This is a genomic window from Paenibacillus sp. GM1FR (genome assembly GCF_002803315.1).
Taxonomy (GTDB): domain Bacteria; phylum Bacillota; class Bacilli; order Paenibacillales; family Paenibacillaceae; genus Paenibacillus; species Paenibacillus amylolyticus.
Genome location: NZ_MKZL01000031.1, coordinates 15,779 through 32,417 on the forward strand (window position 1 = coordinate 15,779; position 16,639 = coordinate 32,417).

Sequence of the window (16,639 nt, forward strand, 5' to 3'; positions counted from 1 at the left end):
TGTCCTACAGCCTCTGCTGCATCAAGCACTTTATACTGTATGACGGACATTCGCGGAGGGAATGGGCTGGTGCCCTTAATTTCAAGGTTCATGTTTCAGAGGAATCAATTTTGATTAACTTGCGCGCTTCCTGTTCTTTTTCACCATACCAGACGAGCACGTCGGCAAACAGATCCATGATGCGAACAAAGTTCTGCTTATCCGCTTCTGAAATCTGATCTGCATACTTGAAAATCTCATCAAAGCAAAGCTCCCTTACAAATTCGGTATACTTCGCATATACCTCGCGACCTTTCTCCGAAGGTTTGACGTAAATGTCTTTGCGGTTACCGCTTAAATGAAATTTTTCAAGCAGCCCTTTTTCCGTCAGATTCTTCACGTTCTTGGAAAATGTACTGCGGCTTACGCCCAGGCGTGCTGCCATTTCCGACATCTTCTCTTCCTTGTCCTCGGCTTCCAGAATGTATTCCAGCGTCTGAATCTGTGAAGCCGAGAACATCATGTCTGTACCATAACTTCGCTGCAGCTTATAGGTGTTCGAGTACGCATTACCGTATTTGATAATTTTCTCAATCAGTTCCCGATGGTCGCCCATCCAATCTAATTTCATGCGTAATTCCTTTCATATTCAGATTCTCTCTCTTACTCTATTGAAATCAGATCCGTTTTTCAATCCATGTAATCGCTTCTTCAATAACATCATCACGAGTCGGTTCATTAAATATCTCATGCATCAGATGAGCATAAATTTTAAGTGTTTTATCTGTTGAAGCGATATCGCCGTAAAAGTCACGGGAATCCTTTTCGCTGACCAGTCCATCATTGGCCCCATGCAGTACAAGCACGGGATCTGTAAACTGCTTGGCGTTCTCCTTGAGCCATGTTATGCCATTTCCCAGACTGTTAAATAAATCTACAGAGATCTGCTTTTCAACCAGTGGGTCATTCGCGTAAGCGGATACAACTGCGGGATCACTACATACGCCGCTGCCCAGCTCATTTGGGAAATACGTGCCTGTAGGAAGATCCATCGGCAGTTCTCCGGCAACTTTTGTATTGTAACGAGTGAGCGCTCCGGATAGTACGATGCCTTTGACCTTGCCTGGATATTTCGTTCCAAAGGACGAGGTTGCAAAACCGCCCATACTATGTCCGATGACAAACAGCGGAAGGTCACCGCTCTCTTGCAATGCCGCCTCGACAATGACATGAACATCTTCAATTAGATGATCAAATACTTTATAGAAGGTACGCTGTCCCTCGGATCTGGCATGACCCCGATGATCGAAGCGATACACGCTAAACCCGCGCTGATTCAGCTTCTCTGTCAAATAATCGTAGCGCCCTGCATGCTCAGCTAGTCCGTGTACAATAACGACAGCGGCTTTTGCATTTTCTACTGTATCCTTGCTGAAATAAAGCTGTGTACCGTCAAAGGATTGAATCATTGTCTCGATTTTAGTCATCGTTTCCCCGTCCTTTTTGTGGTGTCCAAACATAAGTTCCGAGAGATCGTTTCCTCCGCCCTACCATGGACACGTTTATTATTATTTCTCTTAAAAATAATATTGTTTCTTACGGAAACAATATATCATCCGACATGCGCTGTTGTCTACAACAAATTTAAAGCGCTTTCAAATAAATAGTATCACTACTATGAATCATAAAAAAACCACTAAACACTTGAGAATCCTTGTGTTTAGTGGGGGGCTTTTAGGTTACATTCTAATCATTCATCTCATCAACAGCAGTCTTACCAGCGATTCGCCCAAAAGTAAAGATATCCGTCAAGGCATTACCGCCTAAACGGTTGCCTGCATGTATACCTCCTGCAACTTCCCCAGCCGCATACAGATGTGCAATCGGCTGACCGATTTCATCCAATACGCGAGTTTGGGTGTCGATCTTGATTCCCCCCATGGTATGGTGAACCGCCGGTTTTCTAGGCGTAGCGTAGAATGGAGACTTCTCGACTTTTAAGCTAAACGTATCCTTATGGAACTCCGGATCAAAGCCAGCATCCACATATGAGTTATACTTATCAATCGTAGTTCTAAGAACTTCAGGTTCCATATTGATTTTCACTGCCAGTTCTTCTATCGTATCGGCTCTGAACAAGGTACCTTCTTCGACTTGACGGTCTATCTTTTCCTGGCTTGTGTTCGCTGCCGTTTTCTTGATCTCGTCATCCGCAATCAGGTAAAATAAACTCCCCTGCTCAATAGCCGCTTTCGTTAAGACATCTCGTCCAGAGAATTCATTAACAAATCGTTCTCCCTTTTTATTAACAATGACAAAGTTTTCAGGAGGTACTTGCAACCCACTGAACAGCTCGCCCGTATCCGGGTCAGCTACAGGCATCATTTGAGTGAAGCCCATGCCTGTCAGCGCTGCTCCTGCACTCTTACCTAGCGATATTCCATCACCAGTCATCGCATAGGAATTTGTTGTTTTGATATCATCGTCAATATGGCTCCAGTATGTGTTGTATTCCTTGAGCATCTGTGTATTTGCACCAAAACCGCCGCTGGCAAGCACAACGGCTTTGGCATGAATGGTTATTTTCTGACCATTGACACCTGTTGCGATAACACCTGTTATTTTTCCATCCTCGATGATCAATTGTTTGACCGGGCTATCTGTAATAATTTTTCCTGAATGCTCTTCTACATATTTGCTAAGTGCAATGATAAAGGCAGAGCCATAACTTTTGACAGGTTTATGGCCACGACGCCAAAGGGCACCCACTGGAGCAAATACGATACTCTTATCATACTCAACCCCGATATCCTCAAGCCACGTTACACTTTCCAAGGCACGGTCTGTAAGTACTTTGACCAGATCGTATTGTCCATAGATCATGCTCCCATTCAGGTCTGTACGTTTGCCCCCAAAATACGTTTGCATTCTGTGAAGAAGCGGGGAGTCGAATAAATAAGCCTTTTCTGTGCCAAACTTATCCTGATATGCAGTAAACTCTTCTTTGAGTGCATGGAAATCATCTACATATTCTGGATGGATCAAGCTCTCATCGGTACTTAATAAATTCTCAATCGTCTGTCTTTCCCCTGGATTCTCAGTGAACTGTTGTTGCCATACAGGATCTGCAGCATTGACAGGACCACCTGAGCGGATCGTATTTCCCCCAACAGCAGGATATTTCTCAAGTACAATCGCACTTGCTCCTTGTTGTAAAGCTGTAGCAGCAGCACTGAGTCCTGCGCCACCTCCACCTACAACGACCACATCGCAAGTGTATTCTTCGTCATCTTTCATCTGGCTGCTAGCAGGTTTTGGACGTCTTTTCAGGATGTCAGGATTCACTCCGGCAAGCTTAACCGCTTTGGCTACACCATTGATGACAGCATTACTGGTTTCAGAAGCACCTGAGAGAGCATCTACATTCAGCGTCTGTCCCTCAATGATTTTATTCGGAATTCTTACAAAAACAACATCGGCGATCCCTTCCGTTTCACCCTTCGAATCGATATCGATGCTTTCAATTCTATTTTCACTAAAGGATACCTTCATCGGCAGATTGCCACTGTGACCTATGGCATTGATCTCATACACACCGGGTCTATAGGTAAACTCCTCTTCTTCGTTGAGCTGATTTGAAATTTTGGCAAACCGAAGGAACCGCAGGAAACATGTTTCCAGGAAATCGATCGTTCCCTCATTGTTCAGGTTGCCTGATTCGTCAAATGCTTTATGTGCGCTGCCAAGCAAAAATTCATACCCTGGCATCACGTTAGCTTCGACACCTGGTGCATCCAGAATTTGACGAAGATGCAGCTGTGCACGCGAGGAACCTTGTGTTCCCTGTGACGCACCTATGATCATCACGGGTTTTCCAGCCAGCGGATGGATTTCAAAGCTCAACCATTCCAGCAGGCTTTTAAGGGATGAAGGGATGGAATGGTTATATTCTGGAGTCGCAATAATGACACCATCACTTGCGATAATTTTTTCATTAAACGATTGTATAATTACACTGTTTGTTTGGTTATCGGACTGATTAAACATCGGAACATCTGTAATATCGAGGATCTCAATGGCTGCTCTGGACTCAAAATGCTTTTGTATGAACTGAAGCAGCTTGCGATTATACGATTTCTTTGCATTTGTGCCAACGATTGCTATGATTTTCATTGTAGTTAGCCCCCTACTCTTGCCAGGAAAATTTTTTCGTTTTTTTCTTCAACGTCCTTTTTGATAACAGTTCCGTAGTGATCTCAGTAAACAAAATAAACTCATTGAAGATTTCGTCAAGCTCCGCTACTTTGTCAGCGTCAATGAGATTACCACTGCTATCAAATGCACTCTGTGATTTTCCCAAAAGAAACTCGCTGCTAGGCATCAATCTCGCACCAAGCTCAGGGGAATCCAGGATTTGTCTAAGATGCGCTTGTGCTCTGGAAGAACCGAGTGCACCATGTGAAGCACCCACAATCAGAACCGGCTTGTCTTTCAAGGTTTGAGTGGTATAACTGATCCATTCCAGCGCACTTTTCAGAACAGCCGGGATTGCATGGTCGTACTCAGGAGTAGCAATAATGATGCCCTTTGCTTTAGAGATCTGATCCAGTAAGTCTTGTACGTTCACAGGAATATCAACTTCAGCATCCTCTAATTCATCTTTTTCAATAAAAGCAGGCAAATCCTTAATTTCAAACAAGTCAATCTGGGCTTCACTAGCAAAATGCTTTTGCATAAATTGAAGTAGCGTCCGGTTGGTTGACACATCCGAATTTGTGCCTACGATAGCTAAATAGTTCATCATAATCCCCTCTCTGTCATTCGAGATGATGTTCGTAAATGTCAGACTCGTTCTTTCGGCCTAACTCTAACATATCAAAGCTCAAATGATCTAATAGTTATTCATTGCAGTTTGATAACTAATTTGTTATAATCACCTCAAATTCAAAGTTTGTTACTTTTTTCACAAAGGGTGAGGGACATGTCTAAGTTAGAATCTCAAGATATCTTGTGTTACATTGACAGCCTATTAAAATACAGCAACTATAGCAGGGCTGCCCAGTCCCTTTACATATCTCAGCCCTACCTCACTAAGGTTATCAAGAAAATCGAAAGTGAGTTGGGCTGTGAGCTAATCACTCGCAACAAACTTCCGTACCGATTAACCGAGCAGGGGAAAATATATTATCAATACCTAACGTCACTCGAACATTGCTACGCCAAGCTTATAAGGGAAATCTCATATGTATCGGATCTCGACAACAAAGTGCTACGGATCGGCATTCTTCCGAGCCTCGGTGCGTACTTAACGCCCCTTTTTTTACCAGCTTTTCTGGAGATTCATCCTGCTTATAAAATTAATCTTGTCGAGGATTTACCTGAAAAAAATGAGAAACGTCTCCAAAATAATGAGCTGGACTTCTGGATTGGGCAAAATTCAAGCAGTATCTCCCCTAACTTGAACTCGTTTAACTGGGGTAGGCACAGTTACCAGGCCATCATTCCGCGTTGCTGCGAATTATATCAAGAGAATGTTGCAATCATCCCGGAGGGCACGATTGAGATCAGCACCATTTTGAATCAACAGCTTATTCTAACGTCCAAGGGTTCGGCAATCCGAAAACAGATTGATCAATTGCTCAGTGTTTACAAGATACAGCCTAATATCGTGATGGAGAGCAAAGAAATCTATACGGTACTGAAGCTGGCAAAGCATAATTTAGGTCTGACCTTTGTGCCTGAAAGCATCCATATCAAAGAGTGCCCTTCGGAATACAACATCTATCCAATCCCTATAGAGAAGATGAGTCTGGATTATTTTATAGCCCATCATGGAGAAAAAAAGCTGAATAGCGTGGATCATGACCTCATCCATACTTTTCTCAATCACGGACAACAATGTGCAATATAGGAGGCTATCATGAAACCTTTTACGAGAACGATACCGCTCATGGGAACGAACATATCCCTCTATATTGAGGGGACAGATGCTGAAGAGCTTGCCGAGGAAGCAGTGAATATGCTCATCCGTTATGAACAAGTGTTTAGTGCCAACAGTGAGTACTCGCAGCTTGCCATGCTAAAAAAAGAAGCCGCATCACATCCGCTTAGAGTAGACAAGGAACTGTATGATCTTATTAAGATAGGCAAAGAACACAGCCTGAATAAGGATTCTTTTCTGAATATTGCGATAGGGCCTTTGATCAAATTGTGGAGAATTGGTTTCCGCGAGGCACATGTGCCGGAGGATACAGAGATTAAAGCGGTGCTGGAGCTCTTGAATCCGGAGCATATACAGCTTGACGATGAGCAGCAAACGGTTCATTTATTCAAAAAGGGCATGGAAATTGACCTCGGAGCGATTGCTAAAGGTTATTTTGCCGATCAAGTTATGTCATTTTTCAAGAAAAACGGAGCTACATCAGCTATGGTCGATATGGGCGGCAATGTTCTGGTTCATGGCGATTCTCCCACCGGGTCCAGTCACTGGAAAGTTGGAATCCAAAATCCCTTTTTACCTAGAGGAAATGCAGCAGCACTCGTTAGTATACGGGAGCAATCCGTCGTTACATCAGGAATATACGAGAGAGTTTTAGAGAAGAAAGGGGGTCAGTACCATCATATATTTAACAGCGGAACAGGCTATCCAATCGAAAGTAATATCGCTTCTTTAACGATTATTGCGGATAGATCGCTCGACTGCGATATATATACTACAGAATTATTTGGGTTAGATGCGGTCTCCATTATTCATAAAGTTAATAATATGAAGGATATCGAGGCTGCCGTAATCACGACGGATGGAAATCTGGCCTATACCGATAATCTTAGGGGAAAAATCCATCCGATATCAGGGTAAAGTTATGAGATTGTTGATTGGCTACATTTCCGAAAAAGATGGTAGAGGCAACAAGCTAATTTTTCCTTTTTACACAGGTCACTCAGATGACAGAATAACTTTCCTATCGCTGTTATACCCAGATTTTTTTGATTCCCTAGGAGCATCCAAAACCTTTAAAGCTAAAAAAACCGCCATTGAAGGCGGTCTAAAAATGCTCATTCTCTGCAGCTGTTTACAAACCGTATGTATATCAGAGCGTTTCCATCAATTTCTGAATTTTAGATTCAGAAATTAAATATACAGGGCCTAAGATATCAATTTTACCATCCTTTACACGAATAGCACTCTCCTGCTCTGCCGCATAAACATTCATCTGTTCAGATAGTGGAAACAGGTATCCTTTAACAAACGTGCTGTAGTCGCGTCTAGCATGAGATTCATAGGCAAAATAATTAAAGCTCAGACCCTCATAAAACGTAGTTGTTTCATCCTTAGGATTAGTATCAGCCGAAGATATCCATTTTGCAGCCATATTTAATGCACCGGCACTTGCACCGAGGATAACGGCGTTACTGTTCTTAATAATATCGGATAGTTCATATTCCGCCAAAAACTCGTGCTGCTGAACAGGATATCCTCCACACATAAAAATGACAGAAGCGTTCCGAATCAACTGATGAGCCTCTTCTTTCTGCATACGATAATCAATGAAGTGATATTCATCAAAACTAAGGTTAGCCTGCGTTAACCAAGTCCATTCCGTAATATCCTCAAAGTTCACTTGCTCTCCTTCATAATCAGACGGCTTAGCGCTTATCATCACAAGCGATTTTCTATCTGTGATATCCTCATGTAACCGCCCGACCAGCTTTTCTGGAAAAAAATCATTAAACCAACTGAAATAATAGTGAGTACTCAAACGTTATTACCTCCATATGTATAATTGACATGCTCCTATTTTTAAAATTAAACTTAAAAGACAACTCTCCATTATCATAACATCGAATTGAAAGATGAGAGTAGTTCTATTTCCGAAAAGCAGTATGTCTGTTGCCCTATTCAGAACTGATCATCTTATAGGATAATATAGAGTATATATCAACTTTATATAAGGGATGGGATGACAATGAGTACGCTTCAACCGATTATCCATGTCTTGAAACATTCGTCCGATGAAGACGTCATAGAACAGTTTTTCGAGTACGAGTCGTTAATCTGGATTGATTGGAGAGAAGACGAGGGAGATATCATCCATTACTTTAACGGCCAACTGCCGGAATCTCACCAAATCCAGTGTAAAATTATCCAAATCGACAAACCAAGGGGCGTCGATATCGTGTTAAGTTCGGACGAGCGTACGCTGACGATTCCGTTCGCCAATGATTGGACTGATCGGGACAGTGCCGTTCGGGCTATGGAGGAGATGATCGCTCCCCAATATCAGATTCGATGGTTTATGGAATCCCTGGGCAGTGACACGTTGGCATTTCTATTATTGTCAACGGAGCAGTGGACGGAGTTAGAGAAGCAATTCGGCAAAGAAAAGCTGGAATTCCACTTCCAGCCGATAACGAGCAAGAGCATGATGTTTTCCCTCGACGTGGATGACGTATTCAAATTAATTGAGACAAGGCAAAAAGCGCGTACCTCTGAATAGACAACAAAAACTCTTCCTTGTACACTGAGTTCCCCAGTATTCCAAATAAAAACGCCATCACGTAATGTGATGGCGTTTCTCTATACTTAATGTGTCTACATCAAACCCAACAAATTATAGATCATCACTGCTGCTTCTGCACGGCTAGCATTCTTCTTCGGTGCAAACTCATCGTTACCTACACCGTTTATTATGCCTGCTCCTTGTATTGCCTTTACCGCTTGCTTCGCATAACTTGCGATGTTTGCTTCATCCTTGAAGGCTGTAGCTTCACCACTTGTTAACGCTAGTTGCTTAATTTGGACAGCCTTGTATACCATAACCGCCATATCTTCTCGCGTAATGTTCTCATGAACTCCGAATCGTCCATCTGGTTTCCCGTTCACAATCCCCAGCTTCTGCGCGGTTGCGATATTTCCATGGTACCATTCTCCTTGCTTCACATCACTAAAACTTGTCGTTGCCCTCTCATCCGATAGCTCAAACATATTCATCAGCATGGTGATGAATTCTGCTCTTGTCACTTGACCATTCGGATTAAACTCGCCGTCACCTACACCCTTCACAATGCCTCTTGCTCCCAATGCTGAGATCGCATCCTTTGCCCAGTCTTGGGTCACATCCTTAAAACTCGTTGCAACATACGCTACCGTATACTTGCTTAGATACGTTGGCTTGAACTCTACTTTTCCTGTCGCTGCATTGTATTTACCATTCGTCACCACTCTTAACTCTCCGTTGTCCTTCACATCGTATACAACGACGTTGTTTGGATTTTCGCCAGCCTTTAGTGTGTATGGCAATTCAATCACGAGATCATCTCTGCCATCAAACTGTGTAAGTTTCTTACCATCAATCGTTAGCTCGATATCGTATACGACCTCACCGTTCAGCTGAGCTTGTGCGCCAGCTGGCAGTTGATTAGCTGCAATTTTCTTAATCGACAATCCTAACGTTTTCCCTGCACTTGTTCCTGTTCCAAGCAGTTCGGTTGCCACTGTTACGACTGCAGAGCCTATGTTGATCTCGATGCGATCTACCGTAGAAGATCCACTTGTTAAGCGCGCATCTACTGCGAGCTCCATCGTTAGCCCGTTCAAGCTTGCATCAGCTTCAACTTGCATGTGTAACTTACCGCCTGTCGTTTGATCAAGCGCACGCTTCATTGTATCCGCACTTAACTTCACTTCAGAAGTACCGCTCTCATTTACAACTGGTTTAATGTTTATTTGGCCGTTGTCCATGACCACTGGCTCATTTCCACCTGGAGCTGGTGGTACTGTAGGTGCAGGAATGTTACCGTCACCGCCACCATTTCCATTACCACTGCTTGGTGCTTGTGGTGTTCCATCAACCAATGGTGTTACCGTTACCGTAGCGCTAGATGATAAACCACCATCCACTGTAGTTACTGTAATCCTTGCTGTTCCTGGTGCCACCGCTGTTACTTGACCTGTCGCACTTACAGTCGCTACAGCTGTATCGCTAGAGCTCCATGTTACTGCTTTTTTCGTTGCATTAGCTGGTGTTACCGTAGCTGTCAATTGCACTGATTGACCTTCTACGATTGACAACGTCGTTTTGTCCAAGCTAATTCCGCTAACGGGTACGTTCTTCCCGTTGAGTGCATCATACTCACTTTGTGTAATTGGAATTACCGTTCCGTGACGCGGACTAGCTGGTAAGTTGTAGTTAGAAGATAATGTCCAGACACCTGATGCAAGATTTGTTGTCTCGAATGGAACATAACCTCTTCCACCAAACTCATCTACGAATAAATACCATTTTTCATCGGTATTCGATTTGAAGATCGTTGGACCCTCGACCCATTTGATGTTACCAACGCCTTGATTAATCATCTTGAAGGTTGGATCTAAGATCGAGTCACCCACCTCTTGGAAGATCATCTTACCAAATGGTGCAGAAGCTCCGTTGTTTTGCTCATCTTTCGTAAAGCGATACACCTTTCCTTCATGCTCAATCATCGTTGTGTCAATGATTGAATATCCATAATCCAAATATACTTGCGGTTCAGTAAACGTATAGAAATCTCTTGTCTTGCTATACATCATTTTTTGATAAGCATCGCCTGTATGGGATGCGTCATCAAACATTCTTGATGCCCAAAATACGATATATTCACCTGTTGTGTTGTCGTACATAATTTCTGGTGCCCATGTATTACCCGCTTCTTCCGGTGCAACCTCTACCATGCGTTGATCTGTCCAGTTGACTAGATCATTAGATTCCCAAACCATAATGGAACGACTGCCCCATGTGTGTGCTCTGCCCCAGTTACCATTGCCGTTAATTTTCAGATCGGTAGCGATCATGTAGAACTTATCACCTTCAGGCGAACGAATAATGAACGGATCACGTACACCCTTCTCCCCTAAGGTAGAGGTTAATACAGGTTTACCATTATTTAATTCTCGCCAGTTCAACGGATCATTGCCGTTACTTAGTGCAAAGTGAACTTGCTCACCTGTTGCAGTACCTTCTCCAGTGAAATATGTGAAAAAGTATCCCGCATATTTTTCATCAGCAGGCAGTTCCTTCACATTCGCAATGAATTCCTTCGTCGTGGATGCTGAATTTAATGTAATCGTAGCTGTAAGCTTGACGTCTACATTTCCACTACCGTGTACCGGACGTTTTACTTCTCCAGTAACTGAAACGAGGTTTGGTTGAGCAGAAGCCCAAGTAATCGTTGTTCCATATAGACCAGATGTTGGTAATGCCAGATGACCTCTTACATCATTAATGTTATGAACGACTAGCGCTGCTTTTGCTTCATCTACAGAAGTGACATCGTTTGGCAATGCCTTAACCGTCAACTGAAAAGTTTTGTTAACTGTCTCTGTACCATCTGTAAATACTGCTGTTAACGTTACAACTTGATCACCTGTTGCGTTAGCTGGTCTGGTTACGACACCTGTAGTTGAGATGACATTCCCCTTATCTGAAGTCCAGCTTATTGTTGTGCCATAAACACCTGATGTTGGCAATGTTACATTGCTTATAATCGCATCTTTTGATGCATTAGCAGCAAGAAGATCATGAATCGTTAATTTCTCTGTCGCAGCTGATACAAGCATGCCCTCCATCAAAGCAATCTTCTGATCTGAATGGGCCTTAAGTGATGTAATATCTGCCGCAGTCATCGCACCATCATAGATTTGGAAGTCTGCAATCATACCGCCGAAGTATGGATCAGCTGTATAAAATGACTTACCGATGGTTCCACTACTGCCTGAAGTATTTTTTATTTGTTCTAGTGTCATTCCATTCGTTGAGCCTGATGCAACAGCAACACCATCGATATAAAGCGTTAGTGTACCATCCGTGCCTGAAACAACAGTCGTAACGACTTTCCATTCATTATTCTTTAAGCCTGTGGTAGAAGTTGAAGACTCATTATTCCAAGCATTCGTCGCGATACCTAAACGAGCTAGACCGTTAGCGTTATAACGTGGTGTGAAGTACGTATAGTGCGTATTATTGTTTGGTCTTCCTAATGCATATAACCACTCCGCAGCGTTTTTACCGCTCCAGTTCACAATGGATGAAACGGTCATATCCGTTAAACCATCGAGAACTCCTTGTGGTAGTTCTACATAAGAGTTAGTTGTGCCACCAGTAAAGCTTAGTACACCAGCATCTTGTGTACGAATCCATTCTGCTTTAGACGGATTCATCCATTTTCCGTTGAAGTTTCCTGTTTGGTCAATAACCGTTGCACCATCAATATCATCCATATTGTAGTGAAGAATGAGCTCTGCCCCAGATGGCTGCTCTACTGGAGGAGTAACGTCTTCATCAGCTAATGTTGCAATCTCTTCAATGGATAATGCACGATTATAAATACGGAAATCATCAAATTTACCATCAAATAAACTATGAGAGCTGTTTCTCGATTTACCAATATAATTCATCGTTGTTTCCAGTAACATTCTCGGCTCAACGTTAAATGTCGAGCTACGTTTAACCTCTTGACCATTCACATACAATACTGCATCAAATTCATCCATTGTAATTGCAACATGCTGCCAAGTCTTCGTTGGTAATAACCCGGAATTTCTCACCGCATATTTATATTCTGATCCCAGTCGCGTGCTGTCATTGCTAAATTTCTCCGTAAAAGGTGTTACGACAGCAAACTCTAGACTACCTGTATCACCTTGTGTGCTCAAGTACATGGTGTTGCGGTTAACCTGTCTGCCTGTGTCGGAAGCAAAATCAAATATTCTTTGATTCGCTTGATTTCTGTCCATTTGAACCCATGTAGAGAACGTAGCCTTCTCAAGATTCAAGGATTGAATCAAGTTATCTGGCAGCTTCACATATCCTGTTGAACCATTAAGCTCTAGTGCACCACCCGTTTTACCGATGCGATCCTCTTCATTAATCGTTGCTCCACCTACTAGTGTTGCGTGATGACCATTACCAGAAATGTCATTCAACGTTGTACCATTCACTGTATTTTCATCGAATGAGTAATGTACAACCGGGTCTGTTGATGGTGCTGGACCTTTCCATGCATACTTCTCTTGCAAAGCATCATACTCTGCACGTGAGATTGGAATTACCGTCCCGTGTCGTGGTCCTGGCGGCAGTGCATATTTATCACTACTTAATACATTGTTCATATATTGCGTGCTACTATCCAGATCTGTTGTATATCGAACATGATATGGCCATGAATCAAGGAACAGATACCATTTGTCTTTATTATTATCCTTAAAAATCGTTTGCCCTTCGTTGTTTCCATTATTTCCGATCAAGCCAAGTTTATTATCACGTGTACCCGGAACAGCGTTGTATTGAAGGCCGTTTGCTGCAATACCGTCCTTGTCATAATAAAAAGTTGGTGCTTTCTCCACATACACTTTAGTATTCACTTCTGATTTGGTGAATCGGTACAACATATCATTATGCTCAATAAACGTTGTATCAATGGTCGGAAGTGACTCATCAATCATGACCTTTGGCTCAGAGAAGTTGTAGAAATCTCTTGTTGTTGCGTAGTACATCACATTGTACTGACCTGCAGGTCTTCCGTTATAATCACCATATGTCTCTGTATTTTTCATCGATGATGCCCAAAATACGATATACTCTCCAGTTACTGGATCATAGATAGCTTCTGGTGCCCACGTATTTCCTCCAGTCTTAGGAGCAACCTCGATTATACGCTGCTCGCTCCAATGAACGAGATCCTCCGACTCCCAAATCATCATGTAATGACTACCCGTAATTTGAGCTTGGTCGAAATTTGTACTTTCGCCCATTTTCAAATCGGTTGCCAGCATATAGAATTTATCCCCTTCTGGAGACCGTATAACGAATGGATCCCGAAGTCCTTTTTCACCCATATCAGATTGAAGGATCGACTTACCATTATTCAACCCTTTCCAGAACAATGGATCTTCAGCTGTAGCGAAGGATATCTCTTCACCACCCTCATATTCACCTGTAAAGTACGCAAAAAAGTAAGCATCATGCTGCACTGGCGCAGTTGCTTGTTTAATCGTAACGTTAAACGTAAGCTGTTTAGAAGCTGCACCATTCGTAATTGTAGCTATTAGCGTAACGGGCGTATCCATAGCTTGACGGCTTACCCAGCCTAGCTGTGTAGCGTTACCAGCCGCTTCAGCCGTTCCTTTAATAACTGCCGGTCTGCTAGATACCCATGTAATTGTGGAGCCTTGTTCACCTGTAGCAACAAGACGTAAGTTACCTTTAACGTTGTCAGCATTGTAGATCTCTATTTGTTCAGCGTCCAGATCAACCTTCTGCTGATCATCGAATTGCTTCAAGATCGTAACAGGGAATACAGCTGTAGTTGATACGCCTTGATACGTTAAAGTAGCCGTAAGCTCTGCCTGAACATTACCTGCTTCAACAGCTGGACGTTGTACAGTACCATGGTTAGAAATGACAGTAGGATGACTGGAACTCCAAGTAATGCTCACGCCATTTTTACCGCTTGTCGGTAATGTAACGTTTCTCGTTATCTTATCGGTGCTTTTATCGCCTTCACCTAAGTAACGACTGATGTCAAGTTGATTCGCGGCATCATCAACAGTGAGCTGACGTATTTTTGAGATGTGAGTTGCTCCCTCTTGTTGATATAACTCGCCTACTTCTTGCTCCGTCAACGCGCGATCATATACTCGAAAATCAGCTACGCTACCTTGTAGATATGGATCATTTGAGAAGATTGATTTACCGATAAAGCCAGAGAAAGTAGCATCCGGATTAATAATTTCTAACAGCTTTAGTCCTTTTGCATTACCCGAAGCAACCTTAGCTCCATCCACGAATAACGTTATCCTATTGCTAGCTTCGGACAAGGACACCGTTACATGCTTCCACTGCCCACCGATCACGTTTGAGTTTGCGCTACCTGTAACTAATGCTTCGTTTGGCCAGCCATTTTTAGAGATACCTGTAGCAATCATATTACCTGATCCACTACCGTGACGTGGTGTTACGAAGAAATATTTGTTCGTTTCTGGTGTTAATACCGTACCCAAACCGAAGATCCAGCGATTCGTCCCATCATTCGTCCAGTTCACGATTGAAGATACTGTAATCTCATTCAGACCGTGTAGTAGATCTAGTCCATTGGAGCCCTTAGGAATCTCAACATGCCCACTATTCGATGTAGAGCTTCCACCATTGAAGGAAATAAAGCCAACCTCACTGTTTGAAATGAATTGTCCATTGTTTGGATTTCTAAATATTCCGTCAAATGTAACTGCCTTATTGGCAACATCCTTCAGTACGAGTTGACCGTCTACTTCTTCGGTCGTTTTCATGTTGTAATGAAGAATAAGATCATCTTTTAGCGATTTTCCCTTAACGGTAACGGCTGATGTAGCTGTAAACTCTCCATCTTCAGTCTGTACCGTCATTGTGGCTGTACCTTCACTAACAGCTGTAACTTTACCCGTTGAATTGACAATCGCTACACTGGAATCACTAGATGTCCAGATAACTCTTTTATTCGTTGCATTTGAAGGTGAAATCGTAGCGACTAATGTCTCGCTGTCCCCCGCTGATAGAACAAGTGTAGATTCATTAAGCAAGACATTCTTAACGGCAATCTGCTCAACAGAGTCATCCTTAGGTAGTAAGGTAACAATGAACTCCTTCGTTGCCTGGCTTCCACCTAATGAAATGGTTGCAGTTAACGTCACTTGTTGCTCCATTTCTCGTAAGAACACTTCACCAGTTGGACTAACCGCACTCTCATCACTAGAAGTCCATGATATCATTGCACCATTCTTATCTTGAGTAGGCAGTACAAGAGATTCAGTAACTGCCGATATATCACCTAACGTTAGCTCTATTTTGCCTTGTTGTACTTGCTTTTCATTAAACGATTGTTCATATACTACAGCGATATCTTCATTATTTAGTGCCTCTCCGTAAATTCTTAAATCTTGAAAGCTACCCGCAAAAGTAGCATCCCCTAAATAATTGGAGCGCCCGATGTAAGCATGCAAATCCGTACCAAAGCTTGCTGTTGTTTTCTCTTTGGCGGTCGTGCCTATACTTACACCGTTAATGTAACCTGTAATAGAGCTTTCTGTAATAACCGTTGTATAGTGAACCCATTGACCTTCGTACTGTGACGTAGAAGTGCCTGATACCCCTACCTCAGTCGTCCAAGGCTGGTCAACATTATTGCTATTCGTAAATACGGACTTAAAATCACCACTTGGATTCGATGGATTAAACATCCAGTAATTCGTTGGAAAGTTACTGCCAGCTGCTGGCGTACCATAGAATAATGCTGAGTAGTTCCCACTCCCCGTGTTGCTCTTGATCCATACAGATATCGTTGTATTTTCTTGATTATCAAACATACCAGTAGGAAGCTGAACGTAGTTCGTATTACTATCTGTTCCCCCAGGTAGAGTGAGACCATCGGTGTACGTAATGTTTCCTACGGCCGTTCCATGCTTTTCATTACCTGATATATCCTGTACATCCTCAAGCAATGGATAATGCGCCAACATCGTTGGTGTTATTGTGTCCGCTGAAGCTTGATTGCTAAATGGCAGAACAAGATTAAACCAGCTACTGAAGGTCATAAGTAAAACTAACATTAGGATTGTAATTTGCTTCCGCATAGCATTCTTCCCTTCGAT

9 protein-coding genes are annotated in these 16,639 nt (G+C 42.7%); 3 read left to right on the plus strand and 6 right to left on the minus strand.

The annotated features are described in order from the left end of the window. Positions 1–88: 88 nt before the first annotated feature. The 4 genes from PAEAM_RS19920 to PAEAM_RS19935 form a co-directional block, all read right to left on the minus strand. Positions 89–610, minus strand: a complete 522-nt coding sequence (locus PAEAM_RS19920; RefSeq protein ID WP_100528706.1) for a MarR family winged helix-turn-helix transcriptional regulator — start codon at positions 608–610, stop codon at positions 89–91. Positions 611–656: 46 nt separating this feature from the next. Continuing rightward, the gene (locus PAEAM_RS19925) at positions 657–1,466 is read right to left on the minus strand and encodes an alpha/beta hydrolase (RefSeq protein ID WP_100528713.1); all 810 of its coding nucleotides are present in this window, start codon (positions 1,464–1,466) and stop codon (positions 657–659) included. A 259-nt stretch (positions 1,467–1,725) separates the two neighbouring features. After that, positions 1,726–4,152 carry a flavocytochrome c gene (locus tag PAEAM_RS19930; RefSeq protein ID WP_100528707.1) on the minus strand — a complete coding sequence of 809 codons (2,427 nt, stop codon included), beginning with the start codon at positions 4,150–4,152 and terminating at the stop codon, positions 1,726–1,728. Positions 4,153–4,165: 13 nt separating this feature from the next. After that, positions 4,166–4,783 (minus strand): NADPH-dependent FMN reductase, encoded by a 618-nt coding sequence (locus tag PAEAM_RS19935; protein ID WP_207765586.1) that lies wholly within the window; start codon positions 4,781–4,783, stop codon positions 4,166–4,168. 177 nt (positions 4,784–4,960) lie between these two features. Here PAEAM_RS19935 and PAEAM_RS19940 point away from each other — a divergent pair, with 177 nt between their 5' ends. Both PAEAM_RS19940 and PAEAM_RS19945 read left to right on the plus strand, forming a co-directional pair. Then, positions 4,961–5,890, plus strand: a complete 930-nt coding sequence (locus PAEAM_RS19940) for a LysR family transcriptional regulator (RefSeq protein ID WP_100528709.1) — start codon at positions 4,961–4,963, stop codon at positions 5,888–5,890. A 9-nt stretch (positions 5,891–5,899) separates the two neighbouring features. Then, the gene (locus PAEAM_RS19945) at positions 5,900–6,838 is read left to right on the plus strand and encodes an FAD:protein FMN transferase (protein WP_100528710.1); all 939 of its coding nucleotides are present in this window, start codon (positions 5,900–5,902) and stop codon (positions 6,836–6,838) included. A gap of 232 nt (positions 6,839–7,070) precedes the next feature. Here PAEAM_RS19945 and PAEAM_RS19950 read toward each other — a convergent pair whose 3' ends face one another. After that, positions 7,071–7,739, minus strand: coding sequence for a Type 1 glutamine amidotransferase-like domain-containing protein (locus tag PAEAM_RS19950; protein ID WP_036670009.1), 669 nt, complete (start codon positions 7,737–7,739; stop codon positions 7,071–7,073). Between the two features lie 207 nt (positions 7,740–7,946). On the opposite strand from PAEAM_RS19950, the gene PAEAM_RS19955 reads away from it, so the two are divergent. Next, positions 7,947–8,477, plus strand: a complete 531-nt coding sequence (locus PAEAM_RS19955; RefSeq protein WP_100528711.1) for a glutathione reductase — start codon at positions 7,947–7,949, stop codon at positions 8,475–8,477. Positions 8,478–8,572: 95 nt separating this feature from the next. On the opposite strand, the gene PAEAM_RS19960 is transcribed toward PAEAM_RS19955, so the two are convergent. Beyond that, positions 8,573–16,597: an immunoglobulin-like domain-containing protein gene (locus PAEAM_RS19960; RefSeq protein WP_165789990.1), complete on the minus strand. Its 8,025-nt coding sequence runs from the start codon at positions 16,595–16,597 to the stop codon at positions 8,573–8,575. Between the last annotated feature and the right edge of the window lie 42 nt (positions 16,598–16,639).